The sequence below is a fragment of the Pedococcus dokdonensis genome (genome assembly GCF_900104525.1).
GTDB classification, from domain to species: domain Bacteria; phylum Actinomycetota; class Actinomycetes; order Actinomycetales; family Dermatophilaceae; genus Pedococcus; species Pedococcus dokdonensis.
This window is the reverse complement of sequence record NZ_LT629711.1, coordinates 3709513-3731170: the sequence shown is the minus strand read 5'-3', so window position 1 is coordinate 3731170 and position 21658 is coordinate 3709513. Positions and strand designations below refer to the sequence as shown.

Here is a 21658-nt window from a genome sequence, read left to right as displayed (position 1 = left end):
GCCGGCGCCGGCGCGAAACGGTCCGTCCGCGCGTGGCGGGCCCACGCGGCATACCCGCTGGTCAGGGGACGTCCGTCGAGGTTGCGGAGACCGCGTCCACAGAGGGAGACGGACGGCAGACGACGAGGTGGCCCGGACCTTTCGGTCCGGACCACCTCCGCCCCCTGCTCAGGACAGCCGAACGCCTACTTCGTCTGGTAGATCGGCTGGGTCTGCACGTTGAGCTGGTCCATCTTCACCGTGGCGGCCTTGCGCAGGTCGCGGTCGGTGATCCGGATGACGTCGAAGCCCTTGCCCAGGTCGGAGGAGTAGACGTGGCCGTTGTAGTAGTACGACGACCAGGTGCCACCGCCACCACCGGCGGGTCCGGCGGGTCCGCGCTCGAAGTACCCGATCTCACGCGGGTTGGCCGAGTCGGTGAAGTCCCAGAAGGACGTGCCGCCCATGTACCAGGACTGCACCATCACGTCGCGACCCTTGACCGGGATCAGCGAGCCGTTGTGCGCCACGCAGTTCTCGGTGTCGAACTGGTGCCGCGGGATCTTGTAGTAGGACCGGAAGGTGAGCTTGTTGCTCTTGCTCAGGTCGTAGATCCCGTTCGCGCCCCGGTTCGGTCCGATGGTCGCGTTGCAGGTGGCCGCTCCGCCGCCGCCGAGCTCGTCGGTGAAGACGACCTTGGTCCCGGCGTTGTTGAAGGTGGCCGAGTGCCAGAACGCGAAGTTGGTCGTGTCGCGCACCCGCTCGATCACCTTCGGCGCGACCGGGTTCTTGATGTCGAGGATGATGCCGTCGCCCATGCAGGCGCCCGCCGCGATCTTGCGGGCCGGGTTGACGGTGATGTCGTGACAGCCCGAGGTGTTGGTGTAGCCACCGTCCGGGAACAGGTTCGGCGTGGCCACCACCGAGGCCGTGGTCGGGGCCTTCTTCGGCACCGCGACGATCGAGATCGAGTCGTGCGGCGGCTTGCAGTCGGGGAAGTCCTCGCTGGGCGAGTAGCTCGACACGTAGAGGTAGTCGGTCTTCTTGCCGGGGAGCAGGGAGTGCGTGTGCGAACCGCAGTCCGTCTCCACCGACTTGATGTAGCGCGGGTTGGTGACGTCGGAGATGTCGAAGATCTTGATGCCCTCCCACGACGACTTCTCCGTCGCCGGCTGCGGCACCGACTGGCACGAGTCATCCGACCGTGAGGAGTCGGTGGACAGGTAGAGGAGGTCGCCGGACACCGTGACGTCGTTCTGCGATCCCGGGCAGCTCACCTGCGCCACCATCCGGGGGCTCTTCGGGGTGCTCACGTCGTAGACGACGAAGCCGTTGTAGTTGCCGACGAACGCCATGTCGTCCTGGAAGGCGAGGTCGGTCCCCGTGGCACCGGCGAGGGGGCCGCTGCTGGGGATGTTGGTCAGGTGCTCGACGTTCTGGCTGCGCCCGATCTCGTCCGGTCCCAGCTGGGTGCCGGACTTGCCGACGCCGTCGGCGGCGAAGGCCGCGGTGGCGGGGATCGTGAGGGCGAGCGTCGCGAGACCGGCGAGCACCGCGTGGCGGGTTCTCATCTCTGGCTCCTGCCGTGACTCGTCCGCCGCGGCACCCCTTCCGTGTCGCGATCGAGACGATTTGTCCACCCTGCCGGGGTGACGGGAGCCCGACAAGGGGCTACTCGTCCGTAAACGGTAAAAAGTTCCTACTAAGGTGGCTTTCGTGAAGTTTCACCCCGTGTCGAGTCCCCGGCAGCACCGCGCTGGTGCGGTCCGCGGCGGTGCCGTCCTCGCGGCGGTGCTCCTCGCGCTCGGCGCCACGGCCGGGTGCTCCGGCGACGAGGGCGCGCCGCCGGTCTCCGCCACGTCGCCCACCGCCCCGGTGCTCCAGCCCGGCAAGCCCGGTGAAGCGAACGCCTCCCTCACCGGCTCGGCGGCGCTGCCCTCCCGGACGTTCGCCCCCACCGAGGCCGACGTGCGGTTCATGCAGGACATGATCGTGCACCACGCCCAGGCCATCGTGCTGGTCTCGCTGGCCTCCGAACAGCTCACCGACACCCAGGTCAAGGCACTGGCGGCGCGCATCTCCGACGAGCAGCGACCCGAGATCGACGCCATGGCGAAGTGGCTGCGCAGCAAGGGTGAGCAGGTGCCGCCCCAGGCCGGGAACCCCGAGCTCGGCTCCGGCCACGACCACGCCGGCATGCCGGGGATGGCGACCCAGGACCAGCTGCGTCAGCTCAAGGAGGCCCGCGGCGTGGCGGCCGACCGGCTCTGGCTGACCCTCATGACGGCCCACCACCAGGGCGCGCTGCAGATGGTCGTGCAGCACCACCGCAGCGGCACCGACGACGTCGTCACCCAGCTCGGCGACGAGATCCACGTGACCCAGTCCGTGCAGATCGGCGCGATGCGCGACATGCTGGCCCGCCTCACCTGACCCCGCGACACCCCCGCCGGTGTCGCTATCTCATGCAAAAGGCGAGTTAGCGCCGCTCAGTGGTGTCGCTAACTCGCCTTTTGCATGAGATAGCGACACGCGAAGGCGGGGTATGCCGCGTGGTCTCCCACGCGGCATACCCCGCCTCGGTCGTGCAGGTGGTGCGGTCGGGCCTCAGCCGGCGTCGGCCGCGTCGCCCACGGTCTCCACGACCGGGAGCTCGATGCTGCCCGGGTGGGGGGTGCCGACGAAGGTGAACGTGGCCCCCTTGCCCTCGCCCTCGGCCCCGACGAGCACCAGCTCGCCGGCCTTGAGCTCGCCGTAGAGGATCTTCTCGGACAGCACGTCCTCGATCTCGCGCTGGATGGTGCGCCGCAGCGGGCGCGCACCGAGCACGGGGTCGTAGCCCTTCTTGGCCAGGACGTTCTTGGCCTCGATGGTGAGCTCGATGCCCATGTCCTTGTCCTTGAGCCGCTTGTCGAGCTTGGCGATCTCGAGGTCGACGATGGCGACGATCTCCTCCTGCGTGAGCTGGGGGAAGACGATGATGTCGTCGACGCGGTTGAGGAACTCGGGACGGAAGTGCTGCTTGAGCTCGTCGGTGACCTTGTTCTTCATGCGGTCGTAGTCACTGCGGGTGTCCGCGCCGGCCGAGAAGCCGAGCGAGCCCTTGGTGATGTCCCGCGTGCCGAGGTTGGTCGTCATGATGATGACGGTGTTCTTGAAGTCGACCATCCGACCCTGCGAGTCGGTGAGCCGGCCGTCCTCGAGCACCTGCAACAGCGTGTTGAAGATGTCGGGGTGGGCCTTCTCGACCTCGTCGAACAGCACGACGGAGAACGGCTTGCGGCGGACCTTCTCGGTGAGCTGGCCGCCCTCTTCGTAGCCGACGTAGCCGGGAGGGGAGCCGAACAGCCGCGACACGGTGTGCTTCTCGGAGAACTCCGACATGTCGAGCTGGATCAGGCTGTCCTCGTCACCGAAGAGGAACTCGGCGAGCGTCTTGGCGAGCTCGGTCTTACCGACACCGGTCGGACCGGCGAAGATGAACGAGCCACCGGGACGACGCGGGTCCTTCAGACCCGCACGGGTGCGCCGGATCGCCTGGGACATCGCCTTGATGGCGTCGTCCATGCCGACCACGCGCTTGTGCAGCTCGTCCTCCATGTGGAGCAGTCGGCTCGACTCCTCCTCGGTGAGCTTGAAGACCGGGATGCCGGTGCTGGCCGCCAGGACCTCGGCGATCAGCTCCTCGTCGACCTCGGCCACGACGTCCATGTCGCCGGACTTCCACTGCGTCTCGCGCTCCGCCTTGGCGGTGAGCAGCTTCTTCTCGTCGTCACGGAGGCTGGCGGCCTTCTCGAAGTCCTGGCCGTCGATGGCCGACTCCTTCTCCAGCCGCACGGCCGCGATCTTGTCGTCGAACTCGCGCAGGTCCGGTGGTGCGGTCATCCGGCGGATCCGCAACCGCGCGCCCGCCTCGTCGATCAGGTCGATCGCCTTGTCGGGGAGGAACCGGTCGTTGATGTAGCGGTCGGCCAGGTTGGCCGCGGAGACCAGCGCGCCGTCGGTGATGGACACCCGGTGGTGCGCCTCGTAGCGGTCGCGCAGACCCTTGAGGATCTCGATCGCGTGGCTGAGCGTGGGCTCGGCGACCTGGATCGGCTGGAACCGGCGCTCGAGCGCGGAGTCCTTCTCGATGTGCTTGCGGTACTCGTCGAGGGTGGTGGCGCCGATGGTCTGGAGCTCACCGCGGGCCAGCATCGGCTTGAGGATGCTGGCGGCGTCGATCGCGCCCTCGGCGGCACCCGCACCCACCAGGGTGTGGATCTCGTCGATGAACAGGATGATGTCGCCGCGGGTGCGGATCTCCTTGAGGACCTTCTTCAGCCGCTCCTCGAAGTCACCGCGGTAGCGGCTGCCGGCGACGAGCGCGCCGAGGTCGAGGGTGTAGAGCTGCTTGTCCTTGAGGGTCTCGGGCACCTCGCCCTTGACGATGTCCTGGGCCAGGCCCTCGACGACGGCGGTCTTGCCGACACCGGGCTCACCGATCAGGACGGGGTTGTTCTTGGTGCGGCGGGACAGCACCTGCATGACCCGCTCGATCTCCTTCTCACGCCCGATCACCGGGTCGAGCTTGCCCTCGCGGGCCGCCATCGTGAGGTTGCGGCCGAACTGGTCGAGCACGAGCGAGCCCGCCGGGGTGCCCTCCTGCTGGACGTTGCCGGCCAGCCCGGCACCGGAGCCGCCTTCCTTGCCCTGGTAGCCCGAGATCAGCTGGATGACCTGCTGCCGCACGCGGTTGAGGTCGGCGCCCAGCTTGACGAGGACCTGGGCGGCGACGCCCTCGCCCTCGCGGATCAGGCCGAGCAGGATGTGCTCGGTGCCGATGTAGTTGTGGCCGAGCTGCAGCGCCTCACGCAGGCTCAGCTCGAGGACCTTCTTCGCGCGTGGCGTGAAGGGGATGTGGCCGCTCGGGGCCTGCTGCCCCTGGCCGATGATCTCCTGGACCTGCTCGCGGACGGACTCCAGCGAGATGCCGAGGCTCTCGAGAGCCTTGGACGCGACGCCTTCACCCTCGTGGATGAGACCGAGCAGGATGTGCTCCGTGCCGATGTAGTTGTGGTTGAGCATGCGCGCTTCTTCCTGCGCGAGCACGACCACCCGACGGGCCCGGTCGGTGAACCGTTCAAACATCTTCTGCTCCTGCCTATCGAGATCACCTCGATGCTATCCGTGCAAGTGAAACCCAGCGTCGTAGTTCAGTTCAATGTCATGTGGTGGACCGATACCCGATCGGGACGGAACGAACCCGTCGTACGACGTCGATGGGGCCAACGTGGGGCACTCCCCCGCTGTTCCCGCCCCTGAGCCGGGTCGGCTCATGTTCGCCGTGGGCGGACGGACCACCCTCTCGGGTATGCCGCGTGGCCGGCCACGCGGCATACCGGAAGTCAGCTGGCGGGGCCCTTCTGGCGGACCTCGTCGACGTGGGCCATCGCCTCGCGGAGCTCGCCCAGCCAGCTGTCGGACTTCTCGCCGACCAGCTTGACGCACCAGGCCAGCGCCTCGGAGCGCGACTTGGCCACCCCTGCGTCGACGAGGGTGTCGAGCACCTGGCGCTCGGACTGCCGCAGCCGGGTCATGACGGGAGCAGCCAGGTGCGTGAAGAGCGCCTCGGTCTCGCCGACCCGGACGCCCCAGGAGACCTTGCGGCCGCTGAGGTGCTCGAGCTCGCGGGCGACCTCGATGCGCTTCTCCCGGGTGTCCTCGCGGAACGACTTGATCCGGCCGCGGGCGGCGATGGTGCGGTCGGTGTCGTCGGATCCCTCGGCCAGCTCGGGCTGGGCGAGGTCGCCGATGATGATGAGCTCGTCGCGGTCGCGGGTGACCTCGACGGGGCCGGTGAACCAGTCGGTCGGGAGCCGGCCGGCCAGCCAGGCTTCCGCTGTCGTTCGTGTCGTCATGTAATCATGATTACGCACTTACACCCTGACGCCTAGGGGTTCCGCTGAGGGCGGACGGGACGACGCCTCAGTGACGAGCCGAAGCCTCCGGCGGACGAGGCAGTGCAAGGGGCCGGCGGCCACGACCTGCGTCGTGTCCACCGGCCCCTTGTGCCGACTCCAGGGTCAGGGGTCCTGGGGTCAGCCCTCCTGCGGGCGGCGGCGCGATGCGACGATCGCGCCGATGCCTGCCACGAGGAGCATCAGGCCCACCAGCGACGCCGCGGAGACGTTCGCGCCGGTGAAGGCCAGCTGGGAGCGCGGCTTGCCGTCCGCCTTCGCCGGGAGGCTGGGCTTGGGGCTGGCCGGCTTCGGGTCGCTCGGGCCGTCGGACGGCGCCGTCGCGGCCTGCACCGCGAAGGAGATCGTCGACGAGAGCACGACACCGTTGGTGTCGGTGACCTGGTAGCCGATCGTGGCCGGGCCCGTGTACCCCTCGACGGGGGTGAAGGTCACGGTGCCGTCGCTGTCGACGACCCAGGTGCCCACGCCCGGCACGGTCACCGAGGAGACACAGTCACCCGCGCCGTCGACCAGGCAGAGGGTCGACCCGACGAACGTCGCACCCTGGCTGGGCGTGTCGTTGGCGAGCGGGTCGATCGTGACTGCGCCGGTGACCGGCTTGGCACCCTGGTCGGGCTGCGCCAGCGCACCCAGCGGGGCGCCGACGGAGACCACGAGCTCGGCCCGGGCGACCGTGCCGTTGACGTCCGCGACCTGGTAGGCGAGGGCCGGGGCCGTGCCGGAGAAGTGCTCCGAGGGAGTGAACTTCACCGAGCCGTCGGCCTGCACCGCGTAGGCGCCGACGCCCGGGACCACCACGGTCGTCTTCCAGGCGTGGTCCGCCGGGTCAGCAGGGTTACGGAGCCGCACGCTGGCGGGGTCCAGGGCCACGGCGTCGTCGCCGGCGTGGTCGTTGCCGAGCACCGAGACCGTCACCGGGGTGGCGAACGGGGTGGTGGCGGCGTCGTCGGCGGCGACCGGGGTCACTGCCTCCACGACGACGGTCAGGGTGGCGTCGGCGGTGTTGCCGTCGCTGTCCATGACCCGGTAGCCGATCGGGGTGGTGGTGCCCTCGAAACCGGGGAGCGGGCTGAACCGAGCCACCGTGCCCGTGGTCGTGGTGACCGGGGCCGACGACGGGATGGTCCAGGTGCCCTCACCCGGGACGACGACCGTGGCGACGGGGTCGCCGGTGACCGGGTCGACCAGCACGAGGCTGCTCGGGTCGAGGTCGGCGCCGGTGCCGGGGGTGTCGTTGCCCAGCGGGTGGAGGTCGACCGGCACGCCCTGCGGCGTCGTGGTCTGGTCCTTGACGGCCGCCGGGGCGGCACCGACGGTCGCGGTGATGGTGGACGTCGCGTGCGTGCCGTTGGCGTCGGCGACGCGGTAGGTCACCACGTCGACCGGGCCGGAGAACCCGTCGGCCGGGGTGAACCGGACCGAGCCGTCTGCCTCGACCTCGAAGGTGCCCTGACCGTCGACCGTCACACTGGACCGCCAGGTGCCGTCCGAGTCCTTGAGCTGCACGGAGGAGGCGTCGAGCGGGGCGGTGTCGTCACCGGCAGCGTCGTTGCCGAGCACGGTCAGGTCGACCGGGTGGGCGTACGGCGTGCTGGTCGAGTCGGGCGAGGCGACCGGGGTGGTCGCACCGACCGTGACCTCGAGGGTCGCGACGTCGGTGTTGTCGTCCGTGTCGGTGACGCGGTAGGTGATCGAACCGGTGCCGGTGAACGAAGGCTCCGGGGCGAAGGTGACCTTGCCGGTCGTGGTGTCGACCGTCCAGGTGCCCTGACCGGCCACGGTGACCGCGGTCTTCCAGGTGCCGTCCGACGGGTCCTTCAGCTCGACCGAGCCGGGGACCAGCGTCGCGTCGGTGCCGGCCGCGTCGTTGTCGAGCACGTCGACCTCGACGGCCACACCCTGCTTGGTGGAACCCTCGTCGTCGGTCGCGACCGGCGCGTCACCGACGGTCACCGTGATGGTGGCCGAGGCGTGCGTGCCGTTCTCGTCGGCGACACGGTAGGTCACCACGTCGACCGGGCCGGAGAAGCCGTCGGCCGGCGTGAACCGGACCGAACCGTCGGCCAGCACCCCGAAGGTGCCCTGCCCGTCGACCGTCACGATCGACTTCCAGGTGCCGTCCGAGTCCTTGAGCTGCACCGAGGAGGCGTCGAGCGGGGCGCTGTCGTCACCGGCAGCGTCGTTGCCGAGCACGGCCACGTCGACGGGGTGGGCGTATGCCGTGTGGGCGGCGTTGTTGCCCGCGACCGGCGTGACGGGCGCGACGTCGACGGACACCGTGGCCTCGGCCGTGTTGTCGTCGGTGTCGGCCACGCGGTAGGTGACCGTGCCGGTGCCGGTGAACGACGGCTCCGGGACGAAGGTGACCTTGCCGGTCGTCGTGTCGACCGTCCAGGTGCCCTCGCCGTCGATGGTCACCGCGGTCCTCCAGGTGCCGTCGGACGGGTCCTTCAGCTGGACGGTGCCGGGGACGAGCGTCGCGCCGGTGCCGGGCAGGTCGTTGTCGAGCAGGTCGACGGCGACCTCGACACCCTGCTTCGTCGAGCCCTCGTCGTCACCGGCGACCGGTGCGTCGCCGACGGTCACCGCGATGGTGGCCGAGGCGCGCGTGCCGTTGTCGTCCGCGACGCGGTAGGTCACGAGGTCGACCGGGCCGGCGAATCCGTCGGCCGGGGTGAACCGGACCGAGCCGTCCGCCTGGACCTCGAAGGTGCCCTTGCCGTCGACCGTGACGCTCTTCTTCCAGGTGCCGTCGGAGTCCTTGAGCTGGACCGAGGACGAGTCGAGCGGAGCGCTGTCGTCACCCTTCACGTCGTTGCCGAGCACGGTCACGTCGACCGCGTGAGCGTACGGCGTGGTCGCGGTGTCGTTGCTCGCGACAGGCGTGACCGGGGCGACGACGACGCGCACGGTGGACCGGGCGACGTTGTCGTCACTGTCCTCGACGCGGTAGTCGAGCTCGGTGGTCGTGCCGGTGAAGGCCGGGACCGGGTCGAACGAGACGCCACCGGTGGCGGGGTCGACCGTCCAGGTGCCCTCGCCGTCGATGGTGACCGCGGACTTCCAGCTGCCGTCGGCCGGGTCCTTGAGCTGGACCGAGCCCGCCACCAGGGTGGCGTCGGTGCCGGCGACGTCGTTGCCGAGCAGGGTCACGTCGACCGTGACGTCCTGCAGGGTCGACCCCTCGTCGCTGCGGGCGATCGGTGCGTCGCCGACGGTCACCGCGATCGTGGCCGAGGCGTGCGTGCCGTTGCTGTCGGCGACGCGGTAGGTCACCACGTCGACCGGGCCGGAGAACCCGTCGGCCGGGGTGAACCGGACCGAGCCGTCGCCCTGCACCGCGAAGGTGCCCTGGCCGTCGGCCGTGACGGACGTCTTCCAGGTGCCGTCGGAGTCCTTGAGCTGCACCGAGGAGGAGTCGAGCGGAGCGCTGTCGTCACCCTTGGCGTCGTTGCCGAGCACGGTCACGTCGACGGCGTGGGCGAACGGCGTGGTCGCGGAGTCGTTCTTCGCGACCGGGGTGACCGGGGTGACCGTCACGGTGACGGTCGAGGCGGCGATTTGGCCGGTCTCGTCCTTCACGCGGTAGGTCTGCACAGCGTCGCCCGTGAACGCGCGGACCGGCGCGAAGGCGACGACACCGGTGGTGGTGTCGACCGTCCAGGTGCCCTGGCCGGCCACGGTCAGCGTGGTGACCCAGGTGCCGGTCACGGCGTCGTAGAGACGGGTCGTCGAGGGGATCAGCACCGAGTTGGTGTCGGCGGTGTCGTCGTCGAGCAGGTCGACGGTGGTGGCCACACCCTGCTTGGTGGTCTGGGCGTCCGGGTTCGCCGTGGGCGGTCCGGGCACGTTGACGGTGACGGTGAGGGTGGCCGCGGCGCGGGTGCCGTTGGTGTCACGCACCTCGTAGGGGAGGGTCGTGCCGGTGCCGGTGAAGCGCTGCGCCGGGGTGAAGGTGACGGACCCGTCAGCCGCGTTCAGGGCATACGTGCCCTGGCCGGCGATCGTGACCGAGGTCTTCCAGCCGCTGTCGGCGGGGTCCTGGAGGCGGACCGAGCCCGGCACCAGCGGCACCGCGACGTTGCCCGCGGAGTCGTTGCCGAGGAGGGCGACCGTGACCGGCACCTCGTAGGCGGTGGTGTCGGAGTCGTTCTTCGCGGTCGGGGTGACCTTGGTGACCGTCACGCGTGCGGTGGCCGAGGCGACCGCACCGTTGGCGTCGCTGACGCGGTAGTCGACCGAGGTGGCCGTGCCGGAGAAGGCCGCGATCGGCGTGAACGCGGCGGCACCGTTGGAGTCGACCGACCAGAAGCCCTGGCCGGCGACCGCGAAGGAGGTCTTCCAGGTGCCGGTGGCCGGGTCCTTCAGCTGCACCGAGCCGGGCACGAGCGCGGCACCGGTCGGGCCGGGCGAGTCGTTGCCGAGCAGCACCAGGGTGACGGGCTTGCCCTGCAGGGTCGTGGCGGAGTCGTCCGCGGCGACCGGCGGGGCCGGGGCGTTGACGCCGACGCTGATCGCGGCGGTGGCGGCGGTGCCGTTGGTGTCGAGCACGCGGTAGGTGACCGGGCCGACGACGCCCTGGTATCCGTTGACGGGCGTGAAGGTGACGACACCGGTGGTGTCGACCGTGAAGGTGCCCTTGCCGGCGATCGTCACGCCGGTCTTGTACGTGTTGTCCGCTGGGTCGCGCAGCTTCACGCTGGTGGCGTCGAGCGGAGCGGACGCAGCGCCTGCGGTGTCGTTGCCGAGCACCGGGATGGTGACCGCGGTGTTGAAGGTCGCGGCGGCGGAGTTGTCGACCGCGGTCGGGGTGATCGGCGTGACCGTGACCGCGATCGTCGAGGTGGCGTTCTGGCCGGTCGAGTCGGTGATCCGGTAGGTCAGCGCGCTGGCGTTGCCGGTGAAGGCAGCCACCGGGTCGAAGTCGACGGTGCCGTTGGTGGTGTTCACCGTGTAGGTGCCCTGGCCGGCGATCGTGACCGTGGTCTTGAAGGTGTTGTCGGCCGGGTCACGCAGGACCAGCGAGGACGGCACCAGGCTGACTCCGGCTGCCTTGGTGTCGTTGGTCAGCGGGTTCAGGGCGACGTTGACGTTCTGCGGCGTGGTGGCGGTGTCCGGGTTGGCCACCGGCGCGGCCGGGAGCGCGACGGTCACGGTGAGCGTGGCGGTCGTGGTGGTGCCGTTGGCATCCGCGACGCGGTAGGTGAGCGGTCCGGCGGTGCCGACGAAGCCCGCGACAGGGGTGAAGGTGACCGCCCCGGTCGTCGCGTCGACCGTGAAGGTCCCCTTGCCCGCGACCGTGACGGCGGTCTTGAAGGTGCCGTCCGCCGGGTCGAGCAGCTTGACGGTGGCCTTGTCGAGCGGGATCGCGGCGTTGCCGGGGTTGTCGTTGCCGAGCACGTCGACGGTGGTGGCCGTGTTGTAGGCCGTGCTCTTGCTGTCGTTGCTGGCGACCGGCGTGACCGCGGTGACCGTGGTCGCGAGCTGCGCGGCCGTGGTGCGGCCCGCCGTGTCGGCGACGCGGTAGGCCAGCGTGGTGGCGTTGCCCACGAACGCGGTGACCGGGTTGAAGGTGACGATGCCAGTGGTGGCGTCGACGGTCCAGGTGCCCTGGTTCGCGATGGTGACGGTCTTCTTGTAGGTGTTGTCAGCCGGGTCGCGCAGGACGACCGTGGTCGCGTTGAGGCCGAGCACCGCGGAGTCGTTGGCGAGCAGGTCCACCGTCTTGTTCACGTTCTGCGGGGTGCTGATGGCGTCGGAGCTCGCGGTCGGCGCGGCCGGGGTGATGATCGCGACCTGGTAGTCCTCGACCTCGCCGGAGTCGGCGGGGCCGTTCGGCTTGCCCGTGATCTGCGTGTCGGTGTAGCCGAGCCGGAACCGCGCATAGGTGGTGCCGATCGTCAGCCCGCTGAGGCCGGACCAGTTCAGGGTGGCGGTCGTCTGACCGGCCGCGACGTTGACGCAGCTCTGCTCGACGGCGTTGGTCTGGAAGTTGTTGTTCTTGTTGAAGTCGACCCACCCGCACAGCCGCGCCGCCTTCGTGGCACCGGCCAGTGCCACGGTCGCCGAGTAGGTGCTCGAGAGAGTCGAGATCGTCCCGGGGTTGACGCCGTCGTCGCCGGCGTCACCAGTGGCCGAGGCCCCTGCGTTGGGGCTCTGCGTCGGGTTGAGGGCGGTCACTCCGGTGGTCGCGTCAGGCGTGATGGAAGACCCGAGCTTGAGGCCACCCACCGCGTGGCGCGCGCCGTCGGTCGTGCCGTCGATCGAGGTGGGGGCGTCGCCGAAGTCGCTGTCGATCGTGGCGACGGCCGAGAACTCGTCGATGGAGCTGGATCCGAGCGTGCCGGAGGTGCCACCCGAGACCGCGCCGACGTTGAAGGTGGCGCTGCTCACCAGGCCGTTGAGGCGCACGGACCCGCAGGCGGACAGGGCGCTCGCCGGACCGGACACGGCGTCGCACGTGACTGAGGTGCTGTCGTTGGTCGCGGTGATGGTGTTGCCACTGACCGTGAAGTTCGTGCCCGAGCCCACCTTGGTCAGGGTGCCGCCCCCGACCAGGGTGAAGGTGTCGTGGAAGACCGCCGAACCGACGTAGCCCCCCAGTCCGCCCAGGTGGATCACCGGGTTGAGCACGGGCTGGCTGAACGCCACGGTCAGGGTGCCGAGTCCGCTGCAGGTGCCGTTGCCCGGGCACCCGCCGAGGGTCGTCTCCATCAGCTGGACCTGGGTCCCCGCGCTCATCGCCGGGGAGTAGATCGTGGAGGCGTAGCCCTTGTAGTTGAGGGTCTGGCTGCCTCCCGGCGCGGTGCGGGAGGTGGCTCCGCTGCCCGACCAGGTCTGGGTCACCCCGCTGCCGAACGCTGCCGCGCCACTGGCGAAGGTCCCGGTGGGCGCCTCGTAGGCCTGGGCGGCCGCGATGGGTGCCAACAGGGCGACCACGACCGTGGCGCCGAAGGCGAGTACTCGTCGGGTCCCCTGACCCCAGACTGCGCGCAAGACTTCTCTCCTGGACTCGGCGCGACCCCCTGCGGGTCACGTCAGGCGTGCAGGAGCCCGGAAGATCTGCGGCCAGCCCTGCAACGGTCAGGAAGATGTCATAGAACGACAGGCGCAGGTCATGAAAAGGTAAAGGGTAAGTAAAGTCTCGGCCAAAGGGACTAGAGGTTGAATGGTCAAGAAGTCGGATCGCCGACAGGGGCCCGGTGTCGAACGGCGACAGCGTTTGCGCAGGTCAGCGGGCTTCGCGGCGCAGATCGGCGATCCGCTTGGCCTTGCCCAGGGAGCGCTCGAGCGCGTGCGGATCGAGCACCTCGACCGCGATCGACACGCCGACCCGGTCCTTGACCCGCTTGCGCAGCGCCGCTGCCATCGCCGCCCGCTCGTCCGGGGTCGACCCGGCCTCCGCGGCCTCGACCTGGGCGGTCAGCTCGTCCATCCGGCCCGGGCGGGTCAGCACGCAGAGGTAGTGCGGGGTCAGCCCCCCGACGGTGAGCAGGTGCTCCTCGATCTGCGACGGGAAGACGTTGACGCCCCGCACGATCATCATGTCGTCGCTGCGCCCGGTGATCTTCGCCATCCGGCGGAACTGCGGGTAGGCGGTCCCCGGGAGCAGGGTGGTGAGGTCCCTGGTGCGGTAGCGGACCACCGGCATCGCCTGCTTGGTCAGCGACGTGAAGACGAGCTCACCCTCCTCGCCGTCCGGCAGCACCTCGCCGGTGACCGGGTCGACGATCTCGGGGTAGAAGTGGTCCTCCCAGATGTGCAGCCCGTCCTGCGTCTGCCCCGACTCCTGCGAGACGCCGGGCCCGATCACCTCGGACAGCCCGTAGATGTCGACGGCCCGGATGTTGCTGCGCCGCTGCACCTCCTCGCGCATCTGCTCGGTCCACGGCTCCGCGCCGAAGATGCCGATCTCCAGGGACGTGGACCTGGGGTCGATCCCCTGCGCCTCCATCTCGTCGAGGATCCCGAGGAAGTAGGACGGGGTGACCATGATGATCCGGGGCTGGAAGTCCTGGATGAGCTGGACCTGGCGCTCCGTCATACCCCCACTGACCGGGACCACGGTGCAGCCGAGCCGTTCCGCGCCGTAGTGCGCGCCGAGGCCGCCGGTGAACAGGCCGTAGCCGTAGACGACGTGCAGCAGGTCGCCCGGTCGGCCGCCGGCCGCTGCGATCGAGCGCGCCATCACCTCGGCCCACATGTCGATGTCGTCCCGGGTGTAGCCGACCACGGTGGGCTTGCCCGTCGTGCCGCTCGACGCGTGCACGCGCACCACCTCCTCGCGCGGCACCGCGAACATCCCGAAGGGATAGTTGTCGCGCAGGTCTGCCTTGGCAGTGAAGGGAAAGCGCGCCAGGTCGGCCAGCTCGTGGAGGTCGTCGGGACGCACGCCGGCGGCGTCGAACGCCGCCCGGTAGTGCGGCACGTGCTCGTAGGCGTGCGCCAGGCTCCAGCGCATCCGCTCCAGCTGCTGGGCGCGCAGCTCCTCGACCGTGCCGACGACGTTGTCCATGGCCAGCAATCTACGACCCGACCGCGGGACCGGTGCAGAACCTGAGAGTTGGCCGTGAATCGCGCTCTCCCGTATCGCCCGACGACGATCGGACGTACGCTCCGAAAGGTGGACCGGCTCGGCTCGCCCCTTGTCGTCGATCCGCCCCAGGGGGTGGCCGACGAGGAGTCGCGCGAGCCACGCAGCCGGCGACGGGCAGACCGGCTGCGCGGCCTGACGCGGTCACCTCGGCGGTGGCTCGTCGCCACCCTGGTGGTGGCTGTCGTCCTGGCGGTCGGCGTCTACGCCCTCACCCGCGGCCCCGAGACTCCCCCGATCACCGCCACCGACGTCAACAAGGCGGTGCAGGACGGCATCGCCAAGGCCCAGCAGGACGAGGCGAAGGCACCCACCGACGCCACCACGGCATACCAGGCGGCGCTCCCGTCGATCGTCACCATCTCGACGGTGCGCGGTGGCGGCCAGCGCGGCACCGGCGCCGGCGTCGTCGCCAGCGCCGAGGGCTCGGTCCTCACCGCGCGGCACGTCGTCGACGGCGCCAGCAGCATCGAGGTCGCGTTCTCCGACGGCACGAAGTCACCCGCGACGGTCGCCGAGCAGGACGAGGACACCGACATCGCGGTGCTCACTCCGCAGCGCCTGCCTCAGGTCGTCGTCCCGGCTGTCCTGGGTGGTGGCGCCAAGGTCGGCGACGACGTCTTCGCCCTCGGACACCCGTTGGGGCTCAACGGATCCCTGTCGGCCGGCGTGGTCTCGGCCCTCGACCGCACCATCCGGGTCGACAGCAGCCAGACCCTCAAGGGACTCATCCAGTTCGACGCCGCCGTCAACCCGGGCAACTCCGGCGGACCGCTGCTCGACAAGGCCGGCCAGGTGGTCGGCATCGTCACCGGACTGGCCAACCCGTCCGAGCAGAACTTCTTCGTGGGCATCGGCTTCGCGGTGCCCATCGCCACTGCCGGCGGGGTCGTCGGCGCCCCACCCCAGTAACCACCAGCACCGGCCCCCGCACCGGAACCCGAGGAGAGCGCATGGAACCGCACCGCCCCGATCTCGGTCGGCAGCACCCCCTGGAGCAGGCGCTCTACGAGGTGAAGAAGACGATCGTCGGCCAGGACGTGCTCCTGGAGCGCATGCTCGTGGCGCTGCTGGCCCGCGGCCACCTGCTCGTCGAGGGCGTGCCCGGCCTCGCGAAGACGATGGCGATCAAGACGCTGGCCCAGGCGATCGGCGGTGAGTTCCAACGGATCCAGTTCACCCCCGACCTCGTGCCCGCCGACGTCATCGGCACCCGCATCTACAACCAGAAGGACGGTGAGTTCCAGGTCTCGCTCGGCCCGGTCTTCGCCAACCTCGTCCTCGCGGACGAGATCAACCGGGCGCCGGCGAAGGTGCAGAGCGCCCTGTTGGAGGTGATGCAGGAGCGGCAGGTGACGATCGGTCGCGAGACCTTCAAGGCGCCCGACCCGTTCCTCGTGATGGCCACCCAGAACCCGATCGAGTCCGAGGGGACCTATGCGCTGCCCGAGGCGCAGGTCGACCGCTTCATGCTCAAGACGCTGATCGGATACCCCACTGCCTCAGAGGAGTTCGTCGTCGTGGAGCGCATGACGACAACCTTCGAAGCGGCGCAGCGGGTGCTGGAGCCCGGCCAGCTGGTCGAGTTCCAGAAGCAGACCGACGCGGTCTACGTCGACCCCGCGGTGATCGAGTATGCCGTGCGGCTGGCGAGCGCGACCCGGTCGCCGGAGTCGGTCGGGCTGCCGGATCTCGCCAGGTACCTGTCGTTCGGCGCGAGCCCGCGGGCCTCGATCAACCTGGTCCTCGCAGGCAAGGCGCTGGCCTTCCTCCGGGGGCGCGACTTCGCCCGCCCCCAGGACGTCCGCGACCTCGCGCGCGACGTGATGCGGCACCGGCTGGTGCTGTCCTACGAGGCCCTGGCCGAGGGCATCGGGCCCGACGACCTGCTCAGCCCCGTCCTCGAAGCCGTCACCATGCCCGACGTCCCGCTTCGCGAGCGGCGCCAGCAGACCGGCGCTGCGAGCTCCGGCCAGTCCACCGCGCAGACCACATGGGCGACCGGACCACGCTGAGCCCCGGACCACCCGGTCCCGGGACCCTGACCGCCGAGAGCCTGCTCCGGCGGTTGGAGTGGCGTGTCGTCCGCCGGCTCGACGGCCGGCTGCAGGGCGACTACCGGACGCTGTTCCGGGGCACCGGGATCGACTTCACCGACCTGCGCGAGTACGAGCCGGGTGACGACCTGCGGCACATCGACTGGAACGTCACCGCCCGGATGGACACCCCCTACGTCCGGGAGTACGTCGAGGACCGGGAGATCACTGCCTGGCTGCTGCTGGACCGCTCGGCCTCGATGGGCTTCGGCCCGGTCGACCGCCAGAAGTCGTTGGTGCTGGCCGAGATCGCGACGACGATCGCGCACATCCTGGCCCGCGGCGGCAACTCGGTCGGGGCCGTGCTGTTCGACGGTGACGTCGCCACCATCCCACCCGCCCAGGGCCGCAGACAGGTGCTGCGGATCAGCCAGGCCCTGCTGCAGCCCCCGGCCGCAGCTCGGCCGAAGGACACGACCGACCTGTCCAGGATGTTGCACGCCACGCTCGGGCTCGCCCGCCGCCGGTCGCTGCTCGTCATCGTCTCCGACTTCATCACCCAGCCCGGCTGGGAGCACCCGCTGTCCCTGCTGACCCGCCGGCACGACGTCGTGGCGATCCAGGTCGTCGACCCCCGTGAGTCCGAGCTGCCTGCGGTGGGCATGGTCTACGTCGAGGACGCCGAGACGGGCGAGCAGATCTTCGTCGACACCAACGACCCGGTGTTCCGTGAGCGGCTGGCGGCCGCGGCGGCCGAACGGCAGGACGCCCTGGTCGCGGCGGCACGTCGGGCGGGCACCGACATCCACCCGGTGGCCACGGACGACGACCTGGTGCGCGCCCTCGCGCGGATCTCCGAGCTGCGGCGGCGGAGGCGGCGATGACCTTCCAGTGGCCGTGGCTGCTCCTCGCCCTGTTCGCCGTCCCCGTGCTGGTCCTCGCCTACCGCGCCCAGCTGCGGCGTCGCGAGCTCGGGCGCGCCCGCCTCGCCGCCGAAGGTCTGGTCGCCGCGTCGGCCGGACGCCCGGACCGGTGGCGGCACGTGGCGCCGATCCTGTTGCTCGCCGCGCTGACGCTGCTGCTGGCCTCGTTGGCCAGGCCGGCTGCCACGGTGGCCGAGCCCCGCCGCGAGGGCACCGTCATCCTGGCCTTCGACGTCTCCACGAGCATGGCAGCCAAGGACCTCGCCCCGACCCGGCTGGACGCCGCGAAGGCCGCCGCCAAGGCGTTCGTGGCCAAGCAGCCGGCCACGATCCGGCTCGGGGTCGTGGCGTTCGGGGACTCGGCGGTGATCGCCCAGCAGCCCACTGACGACCGCGCGGAGGTACTCGCCGCCATCGACCGGTTGACCCCGCAGGGCGGTACCGCGTTGGGCCGCGGGATCGTCTCGTCGATCAGCGCCATCGCCGGCAAGCCGATCAGCGTCGACGAGAACGGCGAGGACGGCACCGCCGGTGGCGACGACCTCGGCTACTACGGATCCGCTGCGGTCGTCCTGCTGTCCGACGGCGAGAACACGACCGACCCCGACCCGCTGGTCCTGGCCGAGCTCGCCTCCACCGCGGGCGTGCGGATCTACCCGATCGGACTGGGCAGCCCGCAGGGCACGGTGCTCGAGGTCGACGGGTTCCAGATCTCCACCCGGCTCGACGAGGACACCCTGAAGCAGATCGCCGAGACCACGGACGGCGCCTACTACGCGGCCAGTGACAGCACCGCCCTGAGCAAGGTCTACAGCAGCATCGACCTCGCCTGGACGGCGCGGACCGAGGAGCGCGAGATCACCTCGTGGTTCGCCTCTGCGGCAGCCGTCCTGCTGCTGCTCGGCGCGAGCGTCTCGGTGCTCCGTTCCGGACGGGTGGTGTGACGGTGTCCTTCGCGCTCCCCTACGCCCTGCTCGGCCTGCTGGCCGTCCCGGTCCTCGTCGCGGCATACCTGTGGCAGCTGCGGCGGCGGCGACGCAACGCGGTGCGCTTCTCCAACGTCGCCCTGATCCGCGCCGTGCTGCCCCGCCAGCGGATGTGGCGGCGTCACCTGCCGGTCGCGCTGGTGCTGGCAAGCCTGGCCCTGCTCGGCCTGGCCGCGGGACGACCGCAGGTCCGCGCCGCCGTCCCCGTGTCGAGCTCCGCGGTGATCCTCGCGGTCGACGTGTCGGGGTCGATGTGCGCGACCGACGTCGACCCGAACCGGTTGGCCGCCGCCCAGGAGGCGGTGCGCAGGTTCATCGACGAGCAGGACGACCGGACCAGGATCGGGCTGGTGGTGTTCTCCGGCTTCGCGCAGGTCGCCGTGGCGCCGACGACGAACAAGGCCGACCTCCGACAGGCGGTCGACGGCCTCACCACCGGCCGCGGCACCACGATCGGCGCGGCCATCCTCAAGTCGATCGACGCCATCTCAGAGATCAACCCGTCGGTGGCGCCGGCCGACGGTGGCGCCGCGACGGGTGCCGACCCGGACGACCAGGCGCCGACCCCCGACGCCCCGGCGACGCCGGCCCCCGAGTCGCCGAAGACGGTGCCCGAGATCGTCGTCCTCCTGACCGACGGCGCCAACACGCGCGGTGTGACTCCTCAGGAGGCTGCCGTCCAGGCCGCGGCACGGGGCGTGCGCGTCTACCCGATCGGGTTCGGCACCACCAACCCGACGCAGATGGTCTGCACCAGCGACCAGCTCGGCGGTGGGCTGTTCGACGGTCCTCCGGGCGGCTTCGGTGGCGGCCTCGGGCCCGGTGGACGCAACTTCCTCGTGGTCGACGAGGAGGCGCTCCAGACGGTGGCAAGAACCACCGGGGGCGAGTACTTCAAGGCCAGCGACGCCGACCAGCTGCAGGGAGTGCTCAACGACCTCCCGAAGCACGTCGACGTGCAGGAGCGGAACGTCGAGGTCAGCGTGGCGTTCGCCGGGCTGGCGGCGCTGCTGCTCCTGCTCGGCCTCGGTCTCGCGGGTCGCTGGACCGCCCACCCCCAGTAGCCGGGTCAGGCCCGCTGGCGCTCCGCATGCGCGGCGACCTTCGCGCGGTTGCCGCAGGAACGCATGCTGCACCAGCGCCGCCGGCCACGCGGGTCGAGGAAGAGCCAGCCGCAGTCGTGGCCCGGGCAGGTGTGCACGCTGGCCAGGTCGGCACCGGTGACGGCCTGGGCGGCGGTCCACGCGATCGCCGAGAGGGGGCGGTCGAGGCCGCCGCCGACGTCCCAGCGAGGCTGGTCCCCGGGCACCAGGTGGAGCTGGGCGAGGGCCGGCTGGACCAGTCGCGACAGGGCGCGCACCGCGCGCTGGTCCCGCGGGTCGAGGAGCACTGCGCGCAGCCGGGAGCGCAGCTCCCTCGCCGCGGCGAGGAGGTCCTCGGCGTCGCGGGGACGGGTGGCCGCGCGACGACGCAGGGCCGCGACCGACGCCGCGTCGAGCAGCCCGGCGTGCTCGGCGAAGACGGCGACGTGGTCGTAGGAACGCAGGAACTCCCGCGGGTCGGGTTCGCCGTCGGGGATCGCGGGGGCCGGTTCGCCCCAGCCGGAGCGGGTGTTCACGAAGTCGAGTGCGGGGTGCCCGCCGACCGGTCGGGGCAGCACGAGACCCCGGACCTCGATCCAGTGCGGACCCTCCACCACGGCTTGACGTCTCCTCCAGGTCGCGATTGAGTGCTAACCGTTAGAAAGATCATAACTGGTTAGGAGATCGTCATGCGACACCTTGCCGCAAGCACCGCCGCCGCGGCCGCGCTGGCCCTGCTGGGGACGGCGGTCGGAGCCGCGCCGTCCCAGGCCCAGGCCGACGGCGGATCGCCGTGGACGCCGTACCACCAGGAGGACGTCCTCGTCCCCGCCGCCCGCTCGACCTGCGCCTTCGACGTGCAGGAGACCGTCGTCGAGGACCGCGAGTTCTTCAGGACCACCGCGACCTACCCCGACGGCAGCCCGAAGGAGCAGGTCTTCCGCGGCGACCTGGTCATGCGGTTCACCAACACCAGCACCGGCGCCAGCGTGGTGCACGACCTCGGCGGCACCGGTGTCTTCGCCTACGAGCCGGACGGCTCACCCGCCTCGCTGACCTCGCTGCACGGCCCGTTCGGCGCCACGCTGACTGCCGGCTCCACGCCGGCCAGCGGGATCTACGTCGTGTCCGGCAAGGGCACCTCGGTGGCGTTCAACGCCGACGGCACCCGCACCCTCACGCTCGGCCGGCACGGCTCGTCGATCGACGTCTGCGCCGAGCTCGGCTAGGCCGGTCCCGGTCAGCGGCGCCGCTGGCAGCGGCCGCACCAGAAGAGGTTGCGGCCGCCCACCACGCGGGTCCGGATCCTCGAGCCGCAGACCAGGCACGGCTCGCCCTCCCGCTTGTAGACGTAGGAGTGCCGCTCGGTGAGCCGGTCGGCGGCACCGCTGGCGAGCTTGGCCCGGACCTGCTCGACCTGCTCCTCGAGGGTGACGATCCTGCCGGTCGCCACCCCCAGGGGGAGCAGGTCGACGAGGTCCAGCCAGATCGCGTCCCAGGTCGACCGGCGCAGCTCGCGACCCGGACGGAACGGGTCGACCCGCTTCCGGAAGAGCACCTCGCAGCGGTAGACGTTGCCCACGCCCGCCAGGACCGACTGGTCCATCAGGAGCTCGGCGATCGACTTGCCGCTGCGCGAGATCCGGCGCCACGCGAGGTCCGGATCCGGTTCCGGCCGTAAGGGATCCGGCCCAAGACGGTTCGTCACGGCTTCGACCTGCTCGGGCGTGATGACGGCGCAGAGGTTGGGGCCGCGCAGGTCGGCGACGTGCTCGTCGGTCTCCAGGCGCAGTCGCACCTGGCCCACCACCGGCACCTGCGCTGCATACTCGCGCTCGTCGATGCTGAACTTGCCGATCAGGCCCAGGTGCACGTGCAGCCAGGCGTCACCGTCGAACTCGACGAACAGGTGCTTGCCCCACGAGGTGGCCTGGAGGAAGGTGCGCCCGCTGAGCAGCGCCGCACCGGCGGCGAAGCGCCCCTGCGGGCTCGTCGCGGTCGGCTGCGTGCCCCGGTATGCCGCGTCGAGGTCACGGGCGAGCGCGTGGAGGGTGTGGCCTTCGGGCATGTCGCCATCCTGCCCCGTGCCTACACTG

The 21658-nt window shown here is 70.7% G+C and carries 14 protein-coding genes; 7 read left to right on the top strand and 7 right to left on the bottom strand.

Translation table 11 applies throughout. The features are described from left to right. Positions 1 to 185 precede the first annotated feature (185 nt). Positions 186 to 1550, bottom strand: a complete 1365-nt coding sequence (locus tag BLQ34_RS17530) for an LVIVD repeat-containing protein (protein ID WP_157693129.1) — start codon at positions 1548 to 1550, stop codon at positions 186 to 188. Between the two features lie 145 nt (positions 1551 to 1695). Between BLQ34_RS17530 and BLQ34_RS17525 the strand changes: the two genes are divergently transcribed. After that, positions 1696 to 2412 (top strand): DUF305 domain-containing protein, encoded by a 717-nt coding sequence (locus tag BLQ34_RS17525; protein WP_091788476.1) that lies wholly within the window; start codon positions 1696 to 1698, stop codon positions 2410 to 2412. A gap of 174 nt (positions 2413 to 2586) precedes the next feature. Here the strand turns inward: BLQ34_RS17525 and BLQ34_RS17520 are convergent, their stop codons facing one another. From BLQ34_RS17520 to paaK, 4 genes are all read right to left on the bottom strand, one after another. After that, positions 2587 to 5109 (bottom strand): ATP-dependent Clp protease ATP-binding subunit, encoded by a 2523-nt coding sequence (locus BLQ34_RS17520; RefSeq protein ID WP_091788473.1) that lies wholly within the window; start codon positions 5107 to 5109, stop codon positions 2587 to 2589. 257 nt (positions 5110 to 5366) lie between these two features. Further along, positions 5367 to 5879 (bottom strand): hypothetical protein, encoded by a 513-nt coding sequence (locus tag BLQ34_RS17515; RefSeq protein ID WP_091788470.1) that lies wholly within the window; start codon positions 5877 to 5879, stop codon positions 5367 to 5369. Between the two features lie 180 nt (positions 5880 to 6059). Then, entirely contained in the window at positions 6060 to 12938 is a 6879-nt protein-coding gene (locus BLQ34_RS17510; RefSeq protein ID WP_157693128.1) for an Ig-like domain-containing protein, read from the bottom strand. 235 nt (positions 12939 to 13173) lie between these two features. Beyond that, entirely contained in the window at positions 13174 to 14457 is a 1284-nt protein-coding gene (gene paaK / locus BLQ34_RS17505; protein WP_091788465.1) for a phenylacetate--CoA ligase PaaK, read from the bottom strand. A 108-nt stretch (positions 14458 to 14565) separates the two neighbouring features. Between paaK and BLQ34_RS17500 the strand changes: the two genes are divergently transcribed. From BLQ34_RS17500 to BLQ34_RS17480, 5 genes are read left to right on the top strand one after another with little or no spacing between them, the layout of a single operon-like run. Further along, positions 14566 to 15447 (top strand): S1C family serine protease, encoded by an 882-nt coding sequence (locus BLQ34_RS17500; protein ID WP_231961342.1) that lies wholly within the window; start codon positions 14566 to 14568, stop codon positions 15445 to 15447. A gap of 41 nt (positions 15448 to 15488) precedes the next feature. Further along, a complete protein-coding gene (locus BLQ34_RS17495; protein ID WP_091788461.1) occupies positions 15489 to 16550 on the top strand; it encodes an AAA family ATPase in 1062 nt (353 codons plus the stop codon). Then, on the top strand, positions 16529 to 17455 hold the full coding sequence (locus BLQ34_RS17490) for a DUF58 domain-containing protein (protein WP_091788458.1): 927 nt from the start codon (positions 16529 to 16531) through the stop codon (positions 17453 to 17455). The genes BLQ34_RS17495 and BLQ34_RS17490 overlap by 22 nt, the downstream gene beginning before the upstream one ends. Beyond that, the gene (locus tag BLQ34_RS17485) at positions 17452 to 18438 is read left to right on the top strand and encodes a VWA domain-containing protein (RefSeq protein WP_091788455.1); all 987 of its coding nucleotides are present in this window, start codon (positions 17452 to 17454) and stop codon (positions 18436 to 18438) included. Before BLQ34_RS17490 ends, BLQ34_RS17485 begins: the two co-directional genes overlap by 4 nt. A 2-nt stretch (positions 18439 to 18440) precedes the next feature. Beyond that, entirely contained in the window at positions 18441 to 19544 is a 1104-nt protein-coding gene (locus BLQ34_RS17480) for a VWA domain-containing protein (protein WP_091790177.1), read from the top strand. Positions 19545 to 19549: 5 nt separating this feature from the next. On the opposite strand, the gene BLQ34_RS19385 is transcribed toward BLQ34_RS17480, so the two are convergent. Next, entirely contained in the window at positions 19550 to 20179 is a 630-nt protein-coding gene (locus BLQ34_RS19385) for a CGNR zinc finger domain-containing protein (RefSeq protein WP_091788452.1), read from the bottom strand. A 72-nt stretch (positions 20180 to 20251) separates the two neighbouring features. On the opposite strand from BLQ34_RS19385, the gene BLQ34_RS17470 reads away from it, so the two are divergent. After that, positions 20252 to 20791, top strand: coding sequence for a hypothetical protein (locus BLQ34_RS17470; protein ID WP_091788449.1), 540 nt, complete (start codon positions 20252 to 20254; stop codon positions 20789 to 20791). Between the two features lie 11 nt (positions 20792 to 20802). Here the strand turns inward: BLQ34_RS17470 and BLQ34_RS17465 are convergent, their stop codons facing one another. Next, positions 20803 to 21630, bottom strand: coding sequence for an Fpg/Nei family DNA glycosylase (locus BLQ34_RS17465; RefSeq protein WP_091788446.1), 828 nt, complete (start codon positions 21628 to 21630; stop codon positions 20803 to 20805). Between the last annotated feature and the right edge of the window lie 28 nt (positions 21631 to 21658).

Coding starts and splice junctions, on each gene's coding strand:
- BLQ34_RS17530 (WP_157693129.1), bottom strand. CDS start 1,550: ATGAGAACCCGCCACGCGGTGCTCGCCGGTCTCGCGACGCTCGCCCTC.
- BLQ34_RS17520 (WP_091788473.1), bottom strand. CDS start 5,109: ATGTTTGAACGGTTCACCGACCGGGCCCGTCGGGTGGTCGTGCTCGCG.
- BLQ34_RS17515 (WP_091788470.1), bottom strand. CDS start 5,879: ATGACGACACGAACGACAGCGGAAGCCTGGCTGGCCGGCCGGCTCCCG.
- paaK (WP_091788465.1), bottom strand. CDS start 14,457: ATGGACAACGTCGTCGGCACGGTCGAGGAGCTGCGCGCCCAGCAGCTG.
- BLQ34_RS17495 (WP_091788461.1), top strand. CDS start 15,489: ATGGAACCGCACCGCCCCGATCTCGGTCGGCAGCACCCCCTGGAGCAG.
- BLQ34_RS17490 (WP_091788458.1), top strand. CDS start 16,529: ATGGGCGACCGGACCACGCTGAGCCCCGGACCACCCGGTCCCGGGACC.
- BLQ34_RS17485 (WP_091788455.1), top strand. CDS start 17,452: ATGACCTTCCAGTGGCCGTGGCTGCTCCTCGCCCTGTTCGCCGTCCCC.
- BLQ34_RS17470 (WP_091788449.1), top strand. CDS start 20,252: ATGCGACACCTTGCCGCAAGCACCGCCGCCGCGGCCGCGCTGGCCCTG.
- BLQ34_RS17465 (WP_091788446.1), bottom strand. CDS start 21,630: ATGCCCGAAGGCCACACCCTCCACGCGCTCGCCCGTGACCTCGACGCG.